A 20,327-nucleotide genomic window follows, 5' to 3' on the forward strand; every position below is an offset into this window, starting at 1 on the left:
AACTCATTAAGCACCCTACCCCGTCAAAAGCGGAATGGTACTTTGGAAGGAGACAGCGCTCTGCATTGGTAGTGCCTTGGCTGTCGCCGGTTTTCAAGTAACGCGAGATGACCCGTGCATTCAGCGGCGCACGGCGGAACGACCATGGGTGCCCCGCCAGGCCAGTTCGTTGGTGATGGTCGCCATTGGCGAGAACATCTCGTAGTCGAATGCGCTCAGGGGTGCCTTTTCCTGTACCCGCAACGGCCAATCATGGTTCGCCAGCGCCGCCTTGCCGATCGCCAGGAAATCCAGCACGCCGGCGTCGAGCAATTGCTGCGCCTGTTCGCCCGTGCCGATGGCGCCATTGCCGATGATCGGGATCTCGACGGCACCTTTGGCGATTGCCGCCAGGCTTTCGCCTTCCTCGAACGCCGGTGCACTTATGTCGCCTTCGGTCACGTGGATATAGTCGAGCCCCGCGGAGGCTAGCGTGGCGAAACGATAGCGCGCCGCTTCAACCCCACCGTCCCATTTAAGCTGGCTGTCCGTAACCATGCTTTGCGACAGCCGCATACCGACGACGAACCCCGCCCCGACCGCCTCGCGTACCGCACGGATGACTTCCAGCGGCAGGGCCAGTCTGGCCTTGTAGTCACCGCCCCAGCGGTCGGTGCGCTGATTGAACTCGGCGGTCATGAATTCGTGCAGCAGGTAGCCATTGGCGCCATGCAACTCCACCCCATCGAAACCGGCGTCACGCGCATGTTTCGCAGCCTGGACGAAGCCGGCAATCGCTTCATGGATTTCCGCTTCGGTCATCTCTGCCGGTGTCGCATACGGGCCTTCGCCGCCGTAGAAGCTCAACTGTCGTCCGCCCGGCTGGACCGCCGACGGCGCGACGTGGCGGGCGTGGTGGATATTGCCTTGAGCCTGCGCGCCGCCATGCATCAGCTGAGCGATGATCGCCGCTCCCGCCTGGTGTACCGCGCTGACGATCGGCACCCAGCTGTCACGCTGAACCTCGGTGGCCAGGCCCGGCTGGTTCAAATATCCCTGGCTGTAGGCGGTGTCCGTATAGGTGCCTTCGGTAATCAACATGCCGAAGCCGCCCTCTGCGAATGCCTGGTAATAGTCGCGCATCAGTTCGTTGGATTGCCCTTCCGGCTCAGCGCTGACGCGAGTCATCGGAGCCAGCACGGCGCGGTTGAGTAGGCGCAGCTGATTCAGCTGGGCGGGTTCGAGCAATTGGGGCATCAGCAAGTCCTCATGAAACATGGGTCGTGCTGAATCTGAGGTGCAACGGGCGTTGGAGTTCGCTGCGTGCGATCGCTGGGCTTTAGCCACGCATAAAAAAACGCGGCCTTTGGGGCCGCGTTGCGTTGATGGACCACCGCCCGAACCCGGTCGGTCAGTGGTCCCCGCACTGATAGCGTGCGAGCAAGTCAGCCGGCGCGCTGGAGCGAACGCGCCGGGTCCTACGAGTTGCAGTACCGGGCTTAGAAGAAGCCCAGCGGATTGATGTCGTAGCTGATCAGCAGGTTCTTGGTCTGCTGGTAGTGATCGAGCATCATCTTGTGCGTTTCGCGACCGACACCGGACTTCTTGTAGCCACCGAAGGCGGCGTGCGCCGGGTACAGGTGGTAGCAGTTGGTCCATACGCGACCAGCCTTGATCGCCCGGCCCATGCGGTAAGCGCGGTTGATGTCGCGGGTCCACAGGCCGGCACCCAGGCCGAACTCGGTGTCGTTGGCAATCGCCAGGGCTTCGGCTTCATCCTTGAAGGTGGTGATACCGACCACCGGGCCGAAGATCTCTTCCTGGAACACGCGCATCTTGTTGTTGCCCTTGAGCAGGGTCGGCTGGATGTAGTAACCGCTGGCCAAATCACCTTCCAGACGCTCGGCCGCGCCGCCAGTGAGCAGCTCGGCGCCTTCGTCCTGGGCGATCTGCAGGTAGCTGAGGATCTTGTCGTACTGCTGCTCGGAGGCCTGGGCACCGACCATGGTCTCGGTGTCCAGCGGGTTGCCGCGTTTGATCACCTTGATCTTCTTCATCACCTCGACCATGAAGGCGTCGTAGATCGACTCCTGCACCAGGGCGCGGGATGGGCAGGTGCACACTTCGCCCTGGTTGAAGAACGCCAGTACCAGGCCTTCGGCGGCTTTTTCGATGAACTGCGGCTCGGCGTTCATGATGTCTTCAAAGAAGATGTTCGGCGACTTGCCGCCCAGCTCCACGGTCGACGGGATGATGTTCTCGGCGGCGCACTTGAGGATGTGCGAACCGACCGGGGTGGAACCGGTAAAGGCGATCTTGGCGATACGCTTGCTGGTGGCCAGGGCCTCACCGGCTTCGCGGCCGTAGCCCTGCACTACGTTGAGCACGCCTGGCGGCAGCAGGTCGCCGATCACCTCCATCAGCACGGTGATCGACAGCGGGGTCTGCTCGGCCGGCTTGAGCACGATGCAGTTGCCGGCGGCCAGGGCCGGTGCGAGCTTCCAGGCGGCCATCAGCAGCGGGAAGTTCCATGGAATGATCTGACCAACCACACCCAGCGGCTCGTGGAAGTGATAGGCGGCGGTGTGTTCGTCGATCTCGGCGGCGCTGCCTTCCTGGGCGCGAATGCAACCGGCGTAGTAACGGAAGTGGTCGGCGGCCAGGGGCACGTCGGCGTTCAGGGTTTCGCGCACAGCCTTGCCGTTGTCCCAGGTTTCGGCCACGGCCAGCAGTTCGAGGTTGGCTTCGATACGGTCGGCGATTTTCAGCAGCACCAGGGCGCGGTTCTGTACCGAGGTTTTGCCCCAGGCATCGGCGGCGGCATGGGCGGCATCCAGAGCATGCTCGACATCCTCGCCCCCGGAGCGCGGGAATTCGGCGATGACTTCACCATTGACCGGCGAGGTGTTGACGAAATACTCACCCTTGACCGGCGGGACAAACTCACCGCCGATGTAGTTGCCATAGCGTGGCTTGAAGGAAATGACGGAGCCTTCCGTACCGGGTTGGGCGTAGATCATGAGCGGCCTCTCTAATTTTTCTGCTTGTCGGAGCCTGACCGGACATGGACAGGACATGGAACGATCTTAGGCAGCCAAACCGCTTGCCCGGAATGCCCCCAAGGAACAGATGCGCTCCTCATTTGGTAGTACATGCCAAAACCGGTGCGCCGCCACCACGGGCACCGGGTGCCCCAAAAGGCGCGCCATGCGCCTGAAAAAAACCGCCAGATTAGGGCGCCCCAGCTCACATGCAATTGACCATGCGCAAGGGCAGTCCGCTGCCCAGCGAATGTTTTTTTCATGCAACAAAAACGCGACCAAATGCCCGGAAAAACGGCCCGAAAGTCTCATTAGTCGAGCGTCAAAAGCGCCTTAGCTTCGAGCCGCAACATTGGTTTTCCCAAAACGTTTGCTTAAGGAGATATGCCATGCAGTGGATCGATCCGGACTTCTGCGACTTGCGTCTGGGCTTTGAAGTCACCGCGTACGTTTACGTGCGCTGAGCCCCCACCGGCGTGTTCGCAACCGCCTTCACGCCGGTCGAGCGAGGAAATGGACATGACCGCAACAAGTATTTCGCCGCTGAGCTGCTATGAGATTCGCTCGCCCTTTCTGTTTCGCTGGGAAGAATCGCAGCAAGCGCACGTACTGCTCTATCCCGAGGGCATCGTCAAGCTGAACGCCACCGGTGGAGAGATATTGAAGCGCTGCGACGGCAAGACCCGTGTCGTTGAGCTAATCGAGCAATTGGCCCAAAGCTACAACGCATCCGATATCGACGCGATCCGTAACGGTGTCCTGAATTTCCTGGAGGTATCTCATGGCAAAGGCTGGATCCGCGCTAAGGCTTGATGGCAACGGCAACCCCGTCTGGCTGCTGCTCGAGCTGACCTATCAGTGCCCGCTGCAATGCGTGTTCTGCAGCAATCCACGCAACTTCGCCGATTACCGCCAAGACGAGCTGAGCACCACCGAGTGGATCGATGTAATGGCCCAGGCCCGCGCCATGGGTGCGATGCAGATCGGCTTCTCGGGCGGCGAGCCCACGCTGCGCAAGGACCTCGAAACGCTGGTCGCCGAGGCTGACCGCATGGGCTACTACACCAACCTGATCACTTCCGGCATCGGCCTGACCGAGGCGCGCCTGCGCGTCCTGAAGGATGCCGGGTTGCGCCACATCCAGCTCGGTTTTCAGTCCACCGACCGTGACGTGGCGCGTGAACTGGCCGGTGTCGACGCCTGGGAGCGCAAACTGCGCATGGCGCGGCTGATCAAGTCAATGGACTTCCCCATGGTGCTCAACGTACCGATCACCCGGCAGAACATCGCTCAGGTGCCGGACATCATCGAGTTCGCCGTCGAACTGGGAGTCGAGTACCTCGAGCTGGCGAACGTGCAGTACTACAACTGGGCGCTGCTCAACCGCGACGCGCTGATGCCGACCCATGCCGAACTGCAGAAAGCCGAAGATGAGGTGCGCAAGGCACGCGAGCGGTTCGGTGATCGCCTGACCATCTTCTTCGTCATCCCCGACTATTACGAAGGTCGTCCCAAGGCGTGCATGAACGGCTGGGGCGCGATTCACGTCACCATCGCGCCAAACGGCAACGTGCTGCCCTGCTCCCAGGCCAGCACCTTCAAAGACCTCGCCTTCCCCAACGTGCGGCAGCAACGACTGGAGCAGATCTGGCACGACTCGCCGGTGTTCAACCTCTACCGTGGCGACACCTGGATGCCAGAACCCTGCCGCAGCTGTGACGATAAGGAAAAGGATTTCGGCGGGTGCCGCTGCCAGGCGCTGCTGCTGACCGGCAACGGCGCCAACACCGATCCGGCCTGCAGTAAATCCCCACATCACCAGCTGATTCGCCAGGCCGTTGAATTGGCGCAGGATGCCACGCGCCCGCAAGGCACGCTGATCGCCCGACAGGCCAGTCAGGGGGTGGAACTTGAAACTGCCCCATGATTCGTTCAGCGGCACTGTCAGCGCCGGCCTCGCACTCACGCTCGGTTGCTACTTGCTGCTGCGTTTCTGGCTGGTGAACTGAGCATGCAGATGCTGATCCTCGATCTGCTGGCCCGCTACGCGCACCTGCTGTTCGCGTTGGTCTGGGTCGGCCACAACTATGCCAACTTCATCCAGAACCCACGCTTCGTGCCACTGCAGAACGGCATCGACACCGCCACGTTGAACCACGATCTGGAAGCGCGGATGAAACGTGAGCACGGCATATTCCGCTATGCCTCCGTGGTGGTCTGGGTGTCCGGCATGTTCATGCTCTGGCAACGCGGCTGGCTGGTCGATGCGCTGCTGCTGCAGGGTCCGCTGGCGGTGATCGGCCTGGGCGCCTGGATTGGCACGCTGATGTTGCTCAACCTCTGGCTGGTGCTCTGGCCGCATCAGAAGAAGCTGCTCGGCTTCATCCCGGCGACTCTCGAAGAGCGTGTGCGCTGCTCGCGGATAACCTTCCTCTCGTCCCGCAGCAACACGATCCTGTCCTTTCCCCTGCTGTTCCTCATGGCGAGTGGTGGTCATGGCCTGCATCTCTTCTGAGCCGACCGAGCGCTACAGTTTTGCCGCCGGCCCGGCAATGCTGCCGAGTGCAGTGCTAACGCAGATTCAGAATGAATTGCCGGACTGGAACCACAGCGGCTTCTCCTTACTTGAACAACCGTTCACCAGCCCCGCGTTCAAGCAGCTGATGGCCGAAACCGAACAGAACTTACGCAAGCTGCTGTCGGTTCCTCACAACTATCGGGTGCTCTTTGTTCAAGGTGGCGCCTCGGCGCAGTTCGGCCTGGTGCCGCTCAACCTGCTGCAGCCCGGGCAGAGCGCCGACTATCTCGAGAGTGGCCACTGGGGGCGCAAAGCGATTGTCGAGGCGCGTCGACATTCCCCGGTCAATGTCATCGCCAGCGGTGCGGCAGATGGCTTCAGCGCCCTGCCGAAGCGGGAATACTGGCAGCTCGATCCTCACGCCGGTTATTGCCACATCACTAGCAACGAAACTGGAAACGGGCTTCAGCTACGCGAATTTCCAGAAGTGCCGGTGCCGCTGGTGGCTGACATGACGTCGGACTTTCTTACCCGGCCCATTCCGGTAGAGCGCTTCGGCCTGATCTACGCCAGCGCTCAGAAGAACTTCGGCATCGCCGGGCTCTGTCTACTGATCGTGCGCGAGGATCTTTTGCGATCACCGCAGCGTGGCCTCCCAGCGGTATTCAGCTACAAGGTACAGGCCGAGCAACAGAGCCGCTTCAACACGCCACCGACCTTCGCCCTGTATGTCGCTGCGTTGATGCTGCGCTGGATCGAGGATCAGGGCGGACTCGCCGTAATGGCAGCACATGCGCGCGAAAAGAGTCAGCGGTTATACCGCTGCATTGAGGCTGGAAGCTTCTACCGCTGCCGCCAACAGGCCGCGGATCGCTCGAGCGTCAATGTCTGCTTTGAACTGGCAGATGCGCGATTGCTCCAGCCCTTTCTTGCCGATGCAGAGCGCAACGGCCTGTTTTATCTGCAGGGGCACAGCCATGTTGGCGGCGTCCGCGCCAGTCTTTACAACGCCATGCCTCTGGCGGGAGTGGATCGACTGGTCGCCTTCATGCGTGATTTCGAGAGCCGTCATGGCTAAGCCGAACAGTGTCCGGACAATCAGCAGCCGTCTGGCGCAAAGGCTCGCGATGGACCTTTGCTGCTTGGCATGTCACTTCTCGACTTATCAAGCCAATCAACCGGTCACGGTAATGGGCCTGCCGTTCCCCTCGCCGTTAGGTATCGCCGCAGGATTCGACCGTTACAGCAGGCTCGGTCGCCGCGCGGCGTTGCTGGGCTTTGGTTTCAATGAAGTGGGCAGCCTGACGGCAGATGGTCTCGCCAGGCTGTCGCCTGTAAAGCATGGTCAAGCACGTCTAGGCCTGAACCTGACTCTGGACGCCAGCCAATCTTGGACTGAGACCTGCGCCCTGCTACAGACTGCCTGGCCGCTCGCGGACTATCTGGTGCTCAATCTGATCGGCCCTGCCAGCGTCCGGCTGGTCCAAGACCCTGATCGGTTGCACCGACTGCTCTCGCTGTTGCGACATCAGCAACACGCGCTGAACACAGCGGGAAATCGCAGTGTGCCCCTGCTCGCAAAGTTGCGTTGCCTGCCGGAACAGGTGCCTGAGTACCTAACCGAAGTGCTGCTGGAGTTGGGTTTCGACGGCTTGATCGCTGCGCATGACCCAGGGCCGCCAGCGACACGGCAGCGTTACCGCGCCTGGCAGGATGACCGTCAACAGATGCAAGCCTGCATGCAGATCGAACAGTTGCACCGACTGTGCGGCACCGATCTGGCGTTGATCTCGGTCGGAGGAGTACAGACCGCAGGCCACCTCCAGGCGCGCCTCGACGCAGGGGCCCAGCTTATCCAGGTGCATGGAGCCCTGATGCGTCAGGGGCCATGGCTTGCTCGGCGGCTATGCGGATGAGTCCGGGCTAAGCAAAGCCGCACAGGAGCTTGGCCATCCGCAAAGTTGGCTGTTCGAGGATCAACGCTGCCGCCCAATACCCGTAAATTTCCCATAAAAAAAGGCCGACATAAGCCGGCCTCGTTTTCTTGGTGCTTAATCAGCGCTTGGCGACTACCTGCTCCTTCGGCAGTTTGAAGGTCCAGACCATGCCGCCCTGGTTGAAGTCTTTGATGCGCTTGGCAACCTCGCCACCCCACAGTGGAACTGCACCGCCCCAGCCAGAAAGGACCGATACGTACTGTTCGCCATCCATTTCCCAGGTAACCGGAGAACCGATCACGCCGGAGCCGGTGTTGAACTCGTAGACCTTCTCACCCGTCTTGGCGTTGAACGCCATCAGGAAGCCTTCCGGGTTACCGGTGAACACCAGGTTGCCCTTGGTTGCCAGAACGCCGCCCCACAGTGGCGCGTAGTTCTTGTAACGCCAGACTTCCTTGCCGGTTTTCGGGTCAATGGCGCGAAGCACGCCAATGTATTCCTCGTTCAGCGGGTGGATAGTGAAGCCAGCGCCCAGGTAAGCCGCGCCTTTCTTGTAGGCGACGCCTTCGTTCCAGATGTCCATGGCCCATTCGTTAGACGGCACGTAGAACAGTCCGGTGTCCTGGCTGTACGCCATTGGCATCCAGTTCTTACCGCCGAGGAAAGACGGCGCAACAGTCACGGACTTGCCCTTGTCCGCATCGCCTGGTGCGCCAGGACGGTTGGCGTCGTCATAGATCGGACGTCCATCCTTATCCAAACCCTTGGCCCAGGTGATCTTGTCCACGAACGGGAAGCCGCGAATGAATTTGCCGTTGGTCCGATCGAGCACGTAGAAGAAGCCGTTACGGTCCGCGGTACCAGCGGCCTTGATGGTCTTACCACCATCCTGGTAGTCGAAGGAGATCAGTTCGTTGACACCGTCATAGTCCCAGCCGTCATGCGGCGTAGACTGGAAGTGCCACTTGATCGAGCCGTCGTCCGGGTCCAGCGCCAAACGCGAAGACGAATACAGGTTGTCGCCTGGGCGCAGGTGCGAGTTCCACGGTGAGGGGTTGCCGGTACCGAACAGCAGCGAATCGGTGTCTGCGTCGTAGTAGCCACCCAGCCAAGGCGCTGCACCGCCGGTCTTCCAAAGATCGCCCGGCCAGGTTTTACCGGCTTCGCCGCCAGAGATGCCGTTATCGACCTTTTTGCCATCCTTCATCACGTAGCCCATGTGACCTTCGACGGTCGGACGGGACCACAGCAACTCACCATTCTTGGGGTCGAACGCCTGGATCATGCCGACTACGCCGAACTCACCGCCGGCCAGGCCAGTGATCAACTTGCCTTTTACCACCATCGGCGCGGCAGAAATCGAGTAGCCAGCCTTGTAGTCAGCGACGGTCTTTTTCCAGACGACCTTGCCGGTGTCCTTGTTCAGCGCGACCAGCTTGGCATCCAACGTGCCGAAGATCACCAGGTCGTCATACAGCGCCACGCCACGGTTGATCACGTCACAGCAAGGCATGATGCCGTCCGGCAGGCGGGCGTCGTACTGCCACAGTTCCTTGCCGGTACGGGCGTCGATCGCAAATACGCGCGAGTAGGAGCCGGTGACGTACATCACACCATCTTTAATCAGCGGCTGCGCTTCCTGGCCACGTTGTTTTTCACCCCCCAGGGAAAAACCCCAAACCGGGCGCAGCTGGCTGACGTTCTCAGTGTTCAGTGCATCGAGTGTGCTGTAGCGCTGGCCTTGCAGCCCCAGGCCGTTAGTAACGATCTGATCGGTGGACTTGGCGTCATCGAGGATTTCCTGATCGGTGACTGCCCATGCCGACACGCTGGACACGGCCATGGCGGCGCAAAGCGCTGTCAGGGCGAAGGGCTTGCGAAGACCGGTGTGCTTCATTGCGGCTACCTCTACGGGTTCATTGTTATCGTCGCCGGGAACTTTTCCCGGTCTAGTAGCGATTCTTAGATCTAGCCGCTCCTGTAACAATTACACGCAGTACCGATTTTCCTCCTCCCTTGGTAGCAATACTCCACGAAGGGCCCGTCATCCTTGCGCCATGATGGCCAAACCGGGCTACCGCACCGGCACCGAAGTTGAAGCCGGTGTGCCCGAAAAGACAATTCCTAGCGCAATGCTCGAGCCTTACAACGTACGCCCCTCCGCTCACAAGGACACGAGCCATGCGCCGCCTGATGATCTGCAGCTTCCTGTTGGTATTGGCCGCCACTGCCAACGCCGCCCAGCCGATTCGGCTGGGCTTGAATTACCCAAGCACCGGTAACTACAAAAGCGAAGGTCTGGAGCTTCGCCGCGGCGCCTTGCTCGCTATCGAGACCCTCAATCGACAGGGCGGCGTACTGGGCCGGCCGCTCGAGCTGATCAGCCGCAACACGGCCGCCCGCGAAGAGAAGGCGCGAGCCAACATCGAAAAATTCGCGGCCGAGGGCGCCGCGATGGCATTCGGCGGCGCTACCAGCGAAGAGGCCATAGCCGCCGGCCAGCGCGCCCGCGAGCTGGGCCTGCTGTTCTTCCCCACGCTGGGTTACGCCAACGCAATCACCGGACACGACGGCCAGCGTTACCTGTTTCGTGAAACCAACAGTGCCTGGATGAGTGCGCGCGTGCTTGGCGAGTACCTCAGCTGGCACCTGCCGAACCGCCGCTACCACTACGTCAGCCTCGACGACAACTGGGGCCACAGCATGGAGCAGGCACTGCGCGAAGCCACCCGCAGCCGTGACCGAGCACGCCATGGATTCTCGCGGATCAGCGCCAGGGGTGCGCACCATGAGGAGTACCTCGCAGCGCTGAAAAAAGCCGCCTCCAGCGACGCGGATGTATTGGTCATCGTCTTGCTCGGCCAGGATCTGGTGCAGACCATGCGTCTGGCGCATGACCTCAAGCTCGACCAGCGGATGCAGATTATCGTGCCCAACCTGACCGGCAGCATCGTCGAGCAGGCCGGCCCGCAGGTAATGGAGCATGTCATTGGCACGGCAGCCTGGACCTGGCGCGTTCCTGCGCTGGTTAAAAGCGAACAGGGCCAAGCATTCGTCGATGCCTATATCGCTCAGCATCAGCGCTACCCGGACAGTACTGCCGCCTCGGCCTACGCCATCGTTCAGCAATGGGCCGCAGCCGCTCAGCGCGCGGGCAGTCTGCACAGCGAAAAGATCATCAAGGCGCTGGAAGATCACCGCTACAGCCTGCTCAAGGACGAACAGTACTGGCGCAGCTTCGACCATCAGAATGTACAGAGCATCTATGCGGTACGGGTCCGCTCGCGTAGCGAAATCATGCAGGACAGGTTCAAGCAGGATTACTTCAACATCATCCATCGCATGGACGGCGAAGCGGCGGCCCCGAGCCTTGACGAGTGGCAGGAGGAACGCGGTGACGAGCTGAGCTTGCGCTAGCAATAGCACCGTACCGTCTGTCGCAAGAGGGCTGCGGGTCGGCGAGCCTGACCCAATGGGTTGCTAATCACGGAACGAATGGCTGCGCGGAGATCACGCCGAGCCGATACAGTAGGCACCTAATGACCAGGGCGTCATCCCGCCACGCTAGGCAATACGGATAACGCCATTCTTTCGTCAAGCTGGGTTCTTTCAATGAAACAAACGTGGTCCCCGTTTCCGTGGGTGTGCTTCGCCATGTGCGTCGGTGTCATGGGTACGGCGCTCATTTCCCCGTTGTATCCGCTCTATCAACAAGCGTGGCAGCTTCGTACCAGCGACATCTCAATGATCTATGTCGTCTACATGGCGGGCGCGCTGTTCGGGCTGTTGTTCATGGGCCGCCTGTCAGACACCCTGGGCTTTCGCAAAGTGATGCTCACCGGCTTGCTGCTTGGCTGGGCCGGGACCCTGGTGACGATGCTGGCGTGGAACCTGCCTAGCCTCAACATCGGTCGTTTTGCAGTTGGCCTCTCTTCCAGCCTGATCGTGACCAGCGCGTCGGTCGGCCTGGTACAGATTTCCCGGGACGGAGCATCCCAGCGGATATCGATGATCACCAGCTTTCTGCTCGCCTTTGGCTTCGGCCTCGGCCCGCTGACCGGAGGCGTCATTGGCCAGTGGCTGCCGTTTCCGCTGACGGCCACTTACGTGCCCACCCTGATCCTCGGCGTGCTGGGGGTATATGCCTTGCTGCGCGTGCAGCTCAAACCGCATCCCGAACTCAGCGCAGCTGCACCGCTCGGTTTGCGTACGTTCATCCCGCGGCTGACCTGGGCCACCCGCCCTGATTCGCTGGCGTTCATGCTGACGTGTGCCTGTCCGTTTTTTGCGTTTGGCGTGTTCGGCATCTACGCGTCGATGGCACCGCTGTTCCTGGAGAAAATGCTGCCCTGGCATGGACCGGTAGTGAGCGGCACGTCCATCGGGGTCATTCTGCTGGCTTCGGCCATGATGCAGTTGGCCTGTGCCCGGATGAGTCTGCGCTGGTGCGGCTTGCTCGGCCTGCTGTCGGTTGTGTTGAGCAACGCGATGCTTGTACTCAACTTTACCGCTGGCTCTTCGCTGGTGTTCATCATCGGCGTCTGCGCTGCAGCGGCGGGACATGGCATGTGTCTGTTGGCCGGCATCAGCATGGTCAACCGCATCGCGAGCCCCGCCGAGCGTTCGGGCCTGATTTCAACCTACCTGGTGTGCGGCTACGTTGGCAGCATCGTGCCGTTGCTCGGCGTCGGCTGGGTCGCCGATCACTATGGCCTGCCTGTCGCAATCAGCTTGCTCGGCTGGGTAGTCATCGCACTCGCCACGCCATTGGCGTTTTGGTTTTTCCGGCATCCGCGGATGCAGCCAGCCTGACCGATAGAGAATCGCGCTGCGAACCGACACCCAGGCCAACGAGCCTCAGATGTACCCCGGAACGACTAGTCCGCGACCAAGCGGTAGCCCACTCCCGCCTCGGTAATGATGAACCTCGGCGCGGACGGGTCATCCCCGAGCTTGCGCCGCAGATGCCCGACGACCACGCGCAGGTAATGGGTATCGCCGCTGTGGCTGGGGCCCCATATGTCTTTGAGCAGCTGCTGCTGCGTGACGACCCGGCCTGTGTGCTGGGCAAGCTCAGCCAGTACTGCATACTCCTTGCGTGTCAGGCTGACCTCCTGCCCGTCCACGCTAACCCGTCGGTACGCGAAGTCGATGCATAGAGGACCAGACATCGCCTGCGCCGGCCCGCTCGACGCGCCTTGGTTCTGACGCAGCAGTGCACGGACCCGGGCGAGGAACTCCTGGATGCTGAATGGTTTGGTCACGTAGTCATTCGCTCCGCCATCAAGCGCCATGACCTTCTCGGCCTCGCTCGACCGTACCGACAGTACGATCACCGGCACCTGACTCCATTCGCGCAATTCGCGCAGCACAGTCTGACCGTCCATGTCCGGGAGGCCTAGATCGAGCACGACCAGGTCAGGTTTGTTCAAGGCTGCCGAGGCCAGACCGTCCTGACCGTCTCCACTCTCGCTCACGCGATAGCCCTGCGAGCCGAGGCTGATGCGAAGGAATTTCCTGATCTGCGGCTCGTCGTCGATGATCAATATGCTGGTTTGCTGACTCACGTGAGGTCCTTTTCCATCTCAGGCTGAGGCTGTAGCGGAAGCTCCAGGGTGACGCTCGCGCCTCGTCCGCCGAGCCCGTCTCCAACGAACACCCGTCCCCCATGCGCGCCGATCATGCCCTGGCAGATGGCGAGGCCGAGCCCGGTGCCCGGCCCGCCCCGATCACCGCGCGCTGCCGTATAGAACATGTCGAAAATACGTTCACGTTCGGCCTCGGGCACGCCTGGGCCCTCATCGCTGACGATGAAACGCAGGGTGCTGGCTCCTGTCGCGACAGCAATCTGCAGCCTGCCTTGAGGTGGAGAAAAACGGGCCGCGTTCTCCAGTACATTGACCAGCGCCTGCTCGACCAATGCAGGGTGGACGTACAAAAGCGGCAGATCATCGGGTACCAGCACCTCATGCCGCAGCTCTGCCAGCACACGGTGCAGGCGTTGCAGCGCACTGGCAACGATGTCGGCAGGTGTCGTCCAGTCACGGATCAGCTTCAGGCCGCCGTGACCGAGGCGTGTCATGTCCAATAAATTTTGAATGTAGCGGTCAAGGCGCTCGGCTTCGTCACGCGTCGCCTCAAGCAGCTCCTGCCGATCCGCCTCGCTCATGCTGTGCCCCAGGCTCGCCAGGCTGTCGATAGAGCCACGCATGGCTGTAAGCGGCGTGCGCAGATCGTGGGACACGGATGCAAGTAACGCGCTGCGCAGCTCCTCGGTCTGCCCGTGCAGTCGGGCCGCCTCCAACTCCTGGGCCAGCGTGGCGCGCCCCAGTGCTTGCGCCAAGGGTTGAGCGAGCGCAGCGATCAGGCGACGTTTCTGTAGCCCTGCCTGGTCTGCGCCCAGCTGGCGAATGCCAAGCAAGCCCAGCGGCTGACCGTCGCCACTCAAGGGCAACCACCACCATTGCCCACTCGGCAAGGTATCCGTTCCCTTCCCCGCTGGCTGACCATGCTTGAACGCCCATTCAGCAGCCCCCCGCTCCTGCTCGGCCAGCAGCGGCTCAGATCCGATGAAGATCCATTTGCCCTGCTTGCCGCGCGTCGCGATGACGGCTTCCAGCTTCGCCACCAGTTGCAACTGGCGAACAGCGGCCGCGCCTACGGCCTGAACATCGGTGGCAGCACTCAACTGTCGCGAGAGATCGAGCAAAGCGGTGGTCTCCGCCTGAGTCTGACGCAACGCCTGAAGCTGTCGCCGTTGGCGGCTGGCAAGATTGCCCGCGAGCACCGCCATCAACAGGAAAAACAGGAGCGTCAGGACGTCCTCCTGACGCGCGACGATGAACGTGAACGTCGGCGGAATGAACAGAAAATCGTAAAGAAGAAATGACAGCCCCGCACATGCCAGTGCCGGCCCCAGACTGCTGCGCACGGCAACCACCAGCACGGCCGCGAGGAATACCAGCGAAATGTTAGGCAACGCCAGATAGCGGGACAACATCAATGCCACGCCTGTGGCGGTCAAGGTCGCCAGCGCAGCAAGCAAATACTGACGCCAATCCAGAGTGGCGGTGGTTCTCACGGGTGCTGCCGCCAGTGCAAGCTCTTGACCAAGCACACTGATCTCCAGTCCGCGCCCACCCTTGATCAGTTGCTCAGCTACCGATCGGCGCACCGAGAACGTCCAACCCCGACGCATTCGGCCGCCGCTGCCTACCAACACGAGGGTGGCGCGTCGCTCAACAGCATGTTCGATGAGCGTTCGAGCGACCCGCTCGTCACGCAGCTCCACAACCTCTCCACCAAGACGCTCGGCGAGTTGCTGGGCGGACTGGAGATAACCCAGCTGAATCTCGCCTCGACTCGCGCCGGTGTCGACATGCACGACTGACCATGGGAGATGCCGGCGCTCAGCGACCCGGGCTGCATGCCTGACCAGCCCTTCCGCATAGTCATCACCATCGATCCCTACCAGCAAGCGGCCACGGACTGCCGGAGCGGTTTGCCCCTGCAACCGGTGGCGTCGATACAAGTCTGCATCCACTCGCGCCGCTGCGGTCTGCATCGCCAATTCGCGGAGCGCGGTCAGGTTGGTTTGAGTGAAGAAGGCATCGATCGCGGCACGTGCCTGCTCCGGCACGTAAACCTTACCCTCACGAAGGCGCTCCAACAGCTCACGCGGAGGCAGATCGATCAGCAGAATGTCATCGGCTTGATGAAGCACCCAGTCCGGGACCGTTTCCCTGACCTGCACACCGGTTATACCGCGCACCTGGTCGTTGAGACTCTCGAGGTGCTGAACGTTGACGGTGGTGTAGACATCGATACCCGCTTCGAGCAGCTCAAGGACATCCTGCCAGCGTTTGGCATGCCGGCTGCCGGGCGCGTTGCTGTGCGCCAGCTCATCGACCAGCGCAAGACTTGGCTGCTCTTGCAGCAGGCCGTCTAGGTCCATTTCGAACAGCGTCACGCCTCGATACTCGCTGCGGCGCATCGGCTGTTCCGCCAATCCGACCCGCATCGCCTCGGTTTCCGCCCGACCGTGGGTCTCGACCACCCCTACCCGCACATCGCGCCCTAGCTGTCGCTGGCGCTGTGCGGCCTGAAGCATCGCGTAGGTCTTGCCTACGCCAGGTGCCGCGCCGAGGAATACCTTGAGTCGCCCGCGACCTTCGCGGGGCGCGTCATCAAGCAGGGCATCGGCACGTTGAGCGTCGCTCATTGATTTCACTCGCCGGAATCAGGCTGCGGATTGTCCGCCAGGGCGAGGTTCAGAGCCAGCACGTTGACGATGGCGGGGCCTACAAGGGGCGTCGTCAGCTGCGCCAGGATCAGGCGATCCAGCGCTTGCTCAGAGATCCCTCGAGCGGCAGCGACACGGACAGCCTGAAACTTCGCGGCGGCCAAGCTGAGGTGCGGGTCCAGGCCGCTAGCAGACGTCGTAACCAACTCCATCGGCACGGGCTGTTGTGCCGTTCCGTTCCACTCGCTGACGCGCTCGCGGGCCTGATCGGCCAACTGCGGGTTGCTGGGAGCCAGATTACTCGCGCCGCTGGCAACAGTTGCATAGTTGGCGGCAGACGGACGTGGGTGAAACCATTCTGGCCCTTCGAAAGGCTGGGCCAGCAACGCACTGCCTCTCACCTGCCCCTCCCGGTCGCGCACCAAGCTTCCGTTGGCCTGCTCGGCGAACGCCAACTGCGCCAAGGCCGTAACAGACAGTGGATAGAGCACGCCGGTTATCAGCGTCATCAGGATCAGCGCTGCAAGCGCCGGACGGATGTGTTTGAACATGTTTTTTCTCCAAAAGCCGCGCCGTCAGGCGCGGCAGAGTTCAGACCAGACCTACCGCGGTCAGCAGCATGTCGATCAGCTTGATCCCAATGAAGGGCGCGACCAGCCCACCCAGGCCATAGACCAGCAAGTTGCGCCGCAACAGGCTGGCCGAGTCGGCGGCCTTGACGTTGACGCCCCGCAGCGCCAGCGGAATCAAGGCAATGATGATCAGTGCGTTGAAGACAATGGCTGATAGGATCGCGCTCGATGCGCTGTGAAGCTGCATCACATTCAGCGCGGCAAGTTGCGGGTATAGGCCAATGAAAAGAGCCGGCAGGATGGCGAAGTACTTCGCCACGTCATTGGCAATCGAGAACGTGGTCAGTGCGCCTCGGGTTACCAGCAGTTGCTTGCCCACCTGCACCACATCCAGCAGTTTGGTCGGGTCTGAGTCGAGGTCGACGAGATTCGCAGCCTCGCGCGCTGCCTGGGTGCCATCGTTCATGGCCATGCCCACGTCCGCCTGAGCCAGCGCAGGCGCGTCGTTGGCTCCATCACCGCACATCGCAACCATCTTGCCATCGGCCTGTTCCTGGCGAATCCGCTGCAGCTTCTTTTCCGGCGTCGCTTCGGCAATCACGTCATCAACGCCCGCTTCGGCAGCGATTGCAGCCGCCGTCAGGGGGTTGTCTCCGGTGACCATGACGGTCCGTATACCCAGTTGGCGAAGCTGGGCAAAGCGCTCTTTGATGCCTGGCTTGACTACGTCCTTGAGATGGATCGCGCCGAGCACGCGGTCATCCGCGCATACCAGCAAGGGCGTCCCCCCGCTCTGTGCAATCGTTTGAATCTCTCTCGCCAGCACTGCTGGAATCTGCTCGCGCACAAGCCCCAGATAACCCAGCACGGCATCGACAGCGCCTTTGCGGTAGCAGTGACCCTCATGATCCGCACCCGACAAACGGGTTTCGGCAGTGAACGGGATACCGGCCACTTCATGCCCAGCCGGCGCCTTTACCGGGTCAAGGCCGCGCAGGTATTCAACGATGGATTTGCCTTCTGCCGTGTCGTCGGCCAGCGATGAGAGCAGCGCTGCCCATGAGAGCTCGGTCGATGAAACGCCTGGCGCCTTGAACATGGCCGTGCAACGACGATTGCCAAAGGTGATGGTGCCGGTCTTGTCTAGCAGCAACACCTGAACATCGCCGGCGGCCTCCACTGCCCGTCCAGACTTGGCGATCACGTTGAGCCGCACCAGCCGGTCCATGCCTGCGATCCCGATGGCAGAAAGCAGACCACCAATGGTGGTAGGAATGAGCGTGACCAGCAGCGCCACCAGGTACACCAGCGGGAGATCCCCGCCTGCGAACCGTGCAAAGGGTTGCAGCGTGGCAACCACGACAAGAAAGATCAGCGTGAGCCCGATCAGCAAAACGTCGAGCGCAACCTCGTTGGGTGTCTTCTGTCGTTTGGCGCCTTCCACCAGCGCAATCATACGGTCCAGTGTGGACTCGCCTGGATCGCTGCTGATACGCACCAGCAACCAGTCGGAGACCACGCGCGTATTGCCGGTGACCGCCGAGCGGTCGCCGCCCGATTCGCGGATCACCGGGGCCGATTCACCGGTGATCGCTGCCTCGTTGACGGCGGCGATGCCCTCGATGACTTCGCCATCGCCCGGTATCAGTTCACCGGCCTCGACTCTCACCACATCTCCGCGGCGCAAGCTGCCGGCGGCAACGCTCCGGAACGCGCCGGTCTCCGTGCGCAAATGCGCCTCCAGCCCCTGCGATCCCGCTTTCAGGCTATCCGCGCGGGCTTTGCCGCGGCCTTCAGCCAGCGCCTCGGCAAAGTTGGCAAAGAGCACCGTGAACCACAACCAGAGTGCGATCTGCACAGCGACACCCGTGCTGACCGCCGCGTTGGGCAGCAGGCACAGCACGCTGGTCAGCACCGCGGTGAGCTCTACCACCAGCATCACCGGCGAACGTGCCAATGTCCGTGGATCAAGCTTGATGAAGGCCTGGCGCAGCGCAGGCTTGCCCAGCGAAGCGAAGGACGTGGCGGTGGTTTGCTCGGCACCCTCGAGTGCCGTTTGATGGACGTTCATCATCACGCTCCTCAGAAGCCCTGTAGCAAGAAATGTTCGGCGACCGGCCCGAGTGCCAGCGCAGGCAAAAACGTGAGCCCGCCGACGAACAGAATCACCAGCGTCAGCAGGATCACGAACAGGGGCCCGTGGGTGGGGAAACTGTTTGCATCGATCGGCGCACGGTTCTTGGCCGCGAGGCCACCTGCAATGGCGAGCACCGGCAGGATGAAACCAAAGCGGCCCAACAGCATGGCGAACGCGATCATGAGGTTGTGGTAAGGCGTGGCCGCGCCAAACCCGGCGAAGGCCGAGCCGTTGTTTCCGGTGCCAGAGGTATAGGCGTAAAGGATTTGGCTGAGGCCGTGCGGCCCCGGATTGGTGATCGACTCGGCAGGGCCTGAAAGACTGACGCCGAGAGCGGTGAGCACAAGCACACCCACCGGCATCACCAGCAGCGTTGCGACCAGCAGGCGAACCTCGCGCGCTTCAAGTTTCTTGCCCAGATATTCAGGCGTGCGACCAATCATCAGGCCAGCCAGGAACACCGTGATCAGCACAAACAGCAGCATGCCGTACAGCCCGGCGCCGACGCCGCCGAAGATGATTTCGCCCAGCATCATATTGACCAGAGGCACCATGCCGCCCAGCGCGCTGAAGCTGTCATGCATTGCGTTGACCGAGCCATTGGACGCCGCGCTCGTTGTTGTCGCCCATAGCGTCGAGGCCGCGATACCGAGTCGGCTCTCCTTGCCCTCCATCGACCCGACCTGCTCAACCGCCAGGCTGGACAGCATTGGATTCGGTTGATGCTCGGCGGCCAGCGTGACACCCAGGCCCAGGACGAACACGGTCAGCATGCAGGCAAGAATGGCCCGACTCTGCCGCAGGTCTCGCACGTAATGGCCGAACATGAAGACCAACGCGGCGGGAATCAGGATGATCGAGACCATCTCGAACAGGTTGCTCCAGGCGGTCGGGTTCTCGAAGGGATGCGCTGAGTTGACGCCGAAGAAACCGCCGCCGTTGGTCCCCAGTTGCTTGATTGCGATCTGGCTGGCCGCTGGCCCCAGAGGAATCGTCTGCTCGCCGCCTTGCAGCGTGACGGCCTGAACGTAGCTCGCAAAACTCTGCGGCACCCCCTGCCAGACCAGAACCAGCGCGAGCACAACGCAGAACGGCAACAGGCAATAAAGAACCGCTCGGGTCAGATCGACCCAGAAATTTCCGATTGCATTCGCTGATCGCCGTGATAGTGCGCGACAAAGCACCACCAACACGGCCAGCCCCACTGCCGGACTGACGAAGTTCTGCACGCCAAGGCCGACCATCTGGCTGAAATAGCTGAGCTGGGCCTCGCCGCTGTAGGCCTGCCAGTTGGTATTGGTCACGAAGCTCACAGCGGTATTGAGCGCAAGATCCCACGTCATGCCCGGCACTGCTTGCGGGTTGAGCGGAAGACTGGCTTGCATCATCAGAATCGCAAACAGCGCTAACAGGCTCACCGCAGTCAGCGCCAATAACGCCAGGCTGTAGCTTTTCCAATCCTGCTCGCTGTGCTCGTCAATCCCTGCAGTGCGGTAGCAGATGCGCTCGATGGGTCCGAGAACAGGCGTCAGCCAGGTACGTTCACCCTCCATGGCTCGAAACAGGTAGCGCCCCAACCAGGGGGCAGGTATCAGGACCAGCGCAAAGAAGGCCGCGATCATCCAGTAATCGTGAGTGTTCATTGGCTCTCCTAGCTGCGTTCGGCGCGCAACAGCGCAACCAGGAGGTAGATGAACAGGGCGATGGCCAAGGCCAGCGATAGCCCGTCGAGAAATGTCATGGGGATCAGCTCCGTAGGTCGCATCAGTGCGGTACGGAGAGTTTCAGAGCGAGGGGCGTAAAGATTCGATTGCGCCTTCAGCGCAGCGGCGTAAAGAAAGCGTATTTTTTAAGGACTCGGCTGGTGCTCATGCACGCACATCGGCCTGGCCGGATGTGCT

Annotated in this window: 17 protein-coding genes; 8 read left to right on the forward strand and 9 right to left on the reverse strand. The window is 61.6% G+C overall.

The features are described 5' to 3' along the window. Positions 1-120 precede the first annotated feature (120 nt). Entirely contained in the window at positions 121-1,236 is a 1,116-nt protein-coding gene (locus C1896_11715; protein ID AZZ47643.1) for an NADH:flavin oxidoreductase, read from the reverse strand. 242 nt (positions 1,237-1,478) lie between these two features. Further along, positions 1,479-2,999 carry an aldehyde dehydrogenase gene (locus C1896_11720; protein AZZ45499.1) on the reverse strand — a complete coding sequence of 507 codons (1,521 nt, stop codon included), beginning with the start codon at positions 2,997-2,999 and terminating at the stop codon, positions 1,479-1,481. A gap of 410 nt (positions 3,000-3,409) precedes the next feature. Between C1896_11720 and pqqA the strand changes: the two genes are divergently transcribed. The 6 genes from pqqA (at position 3,410) to C1896_11750 (ending at position 7,454) form a co-directional block, all read left to right on the forward strand. Continuing rightward, entirely contained in the window at positions 3,410-3,484 is a 75-nt protein-coding gene (pqqA, locus tag C1896_11725) for a pyrroloquinoline quinone precursor peptide PqqA (protein ID AZZ47644.1), read from the forward strand. 55 nt (positions 3,485-3,539) lie between these two features. Then, on the forward strand, positions 3,540-3,833 hold the full coding sequence (pqqD, locus tag C1896_11730) for a pyrroloquinoline quinone biosynthesis peptide chaperone PqqD (GenBank protein AZZ45500.1): 294 nt from the start codon (positions 3,540-3,542) through the stop codon (positions 3,831-3,833). Beyond that, positions 3,802-4,947, forward strand: a complete 1,146-nt coding sequence (locus tag C1896_11735; GenBank protein AZZ45501.1) for a pyrroloquinoline quinone biosynthesis protein PqqE — start codon at positions 3,802-3,804, stop codon at positions 4,945-4,947. The genes pqqD and C1896_11735 overlap by 32 nt, the downstream gene beginning before the upstream one ends. Positions 4,948-5,031: 84 nt before the next feature. Then, entirely contained in the window at positions 5,032-5,535 is a 504-nt protein-coding gene (locus C1896_11740) for a hypothetical protein (protein ID AZZ45502.1), read from the forward strand. Next, entirely contained in the window at positions 5,516-6,616 is a 1,101-nt protein-coding gene (locus C1896_11745; GenBank protein AZZ45503.1) for a 3-phosphoserine/phosphohydroxythreonine transaminase, read from the forward strand. The genes C1896_11740 and C1896_11745 overlap by 20 nt, the downstream gene beginning before the upstream one ends. Continuing rightward, positions 6,609-7,454, forward strand: coding sequence for a phosphoserine aminotransferase (locus tag C1896_11750; GenBank protein AZZ45504.1), 846 nt, complete (start codon positions 6,609-6,611; stop codon positions 7,452-7,454). The genes C1896_11745 and C1896_11750 overlap by 8 nt, the downstream gene beginning before the upstream one ends. A 139-nt stretch (positions 7,455-7,593) precedes the next feature. Here C1896_11750 and C1896_11755 read toward each other — a convergent pair whose 3' ends face one another. Beyond that, complete coding sequence (locus C1896_11755; GenBank protein AZZ45505.1) at positions 7,594-9,372, reverse strand: PQQ-dependent dehydrogenase, methanol/ethanol family; 1,779 nt, start codon at positions 9,370-9,372, stop codon at positions 7,594-7,596. Between the two features lie 284 nt (positions 9,373-9,656). Here C1896_11755 and C1896_11760 point away from each other — a divergent pair, with 284 nt between their 5' ends. Both C1896_11760 and C1896_11765 read left to right on the forward strand, forming a co-directional pair. Beyond that, positions 9,657-10,892 (forward strand): branched-chain amino acid ABC transporter substrate-binding protein, encoded by a 1,236-nt coding sequence (locus tag C1896_11760; protein ID AZZ45506.1) that lies wholly within the window; start codon positions 9,657-9,659, stop codon positions 10,890-10,892. Between the two features lie 195 nt (positions 10,893-11,087). Further along, positions 11,088-12,287, forward strand: coding sequence for an MFS transporter (locus C1896_11765; GenBank protein AZZ45507.1), 1,200 nt, complete (start codon positions 11,088-11,090; stop codon positions 12,285-12,287). Between the two features lie 65 nt (positions 12,288-12,352). Here the strand turns inward: C1896_11765 and C1896_11770 are convergent, their stop codons facing one another. The 6 genes from C1896_11770 to kdpF are packed head-to-tail and all read right to left on the reverse strand — an operon-like array spanning position 12,353 to position 20,167. Next, positions 12,353-13,042, reverse strand: coding sequence for a DNA-binding response regulator (locus C1896_11770; GenBank protein AZZ45508.1), 690 nt, complete (start codon positions 13,040-13,042; stop codon positions 12,353-12,355). Beyond that, on the reverse strand, positions 13,039-15,696 hold the full coding sequence (locus tag C1896_11775; GenBank protein ID AZZ45509.1) for a histidine kinase: 2,658 nt from the start codon (positions 15,694-15,696) through the stop codon (positions 13,039-13,041). Before C1896_11775 ends, C1896_11770 begins: the two co-directional genes overlap by 4 nt. A gap of 5 nt (positions 15,697-15,701) precedes the next feature. Beyond that, complete coding sequence (locus C1896_11780; GenBank protein AZZ45510.1) at positions 15,702-16,268, reverse strand: potassium-transporting ATPase subunit C; 567 nt, start codon at positions 16,266-16,268, stop codon at positions 15,702-15,704. 40 nt (positions 16,269-16,308) lie between these two features. After that, the gene (kdpB, locus tag C1896_11785) at positions 16,309-18,360 is read right to left on the reverse strand and encodes a K(+)-transporting ATPase subunit B (protein ID AZZ45511.1); all 2,052 of its coding nucleotides are present in this window, start codon (positions 18,358-18,360) and stop codon (positions 16,309-16,311) included. Between the two features lie 11 nt (positions 18,361-18,371). After that, positions 18,372-20,069 (reverse strand): potassium-transporting ATPase subunit KdpA, encoded by a 1,698-nt coding sequence (locus tag C1896_11790; protein AZZ45512.1) that lies wholly within the window; start codon positions 20,067-20,069, stop codon positions 18,372-18,374. Between the two features lie 8 nt (positions 20,070-20,077). After that, positions 20,078-20,167 (reverse strand): K(+)-transporting ATPase subunit F, encoded by a 90-nt coding sequence (kdpF, locus tag C1896_11795; protein AZZ45513.1) that lies wholly within the window; start codon positions 20,165-20,167, stop codon positions 20,078-20,080. Positions 20,168-20,327 lie beyond the last annotated feature (160 nt).

The organism is Pseudomonadaceae bacterium SI-3 (assembly GCA_004010935.1).
GTDB lineage: Bacteria > Pseudomonadota > Gammaproteobacteria > Pseudomonadales > Pseudomonadaceae > Stutzerimonas.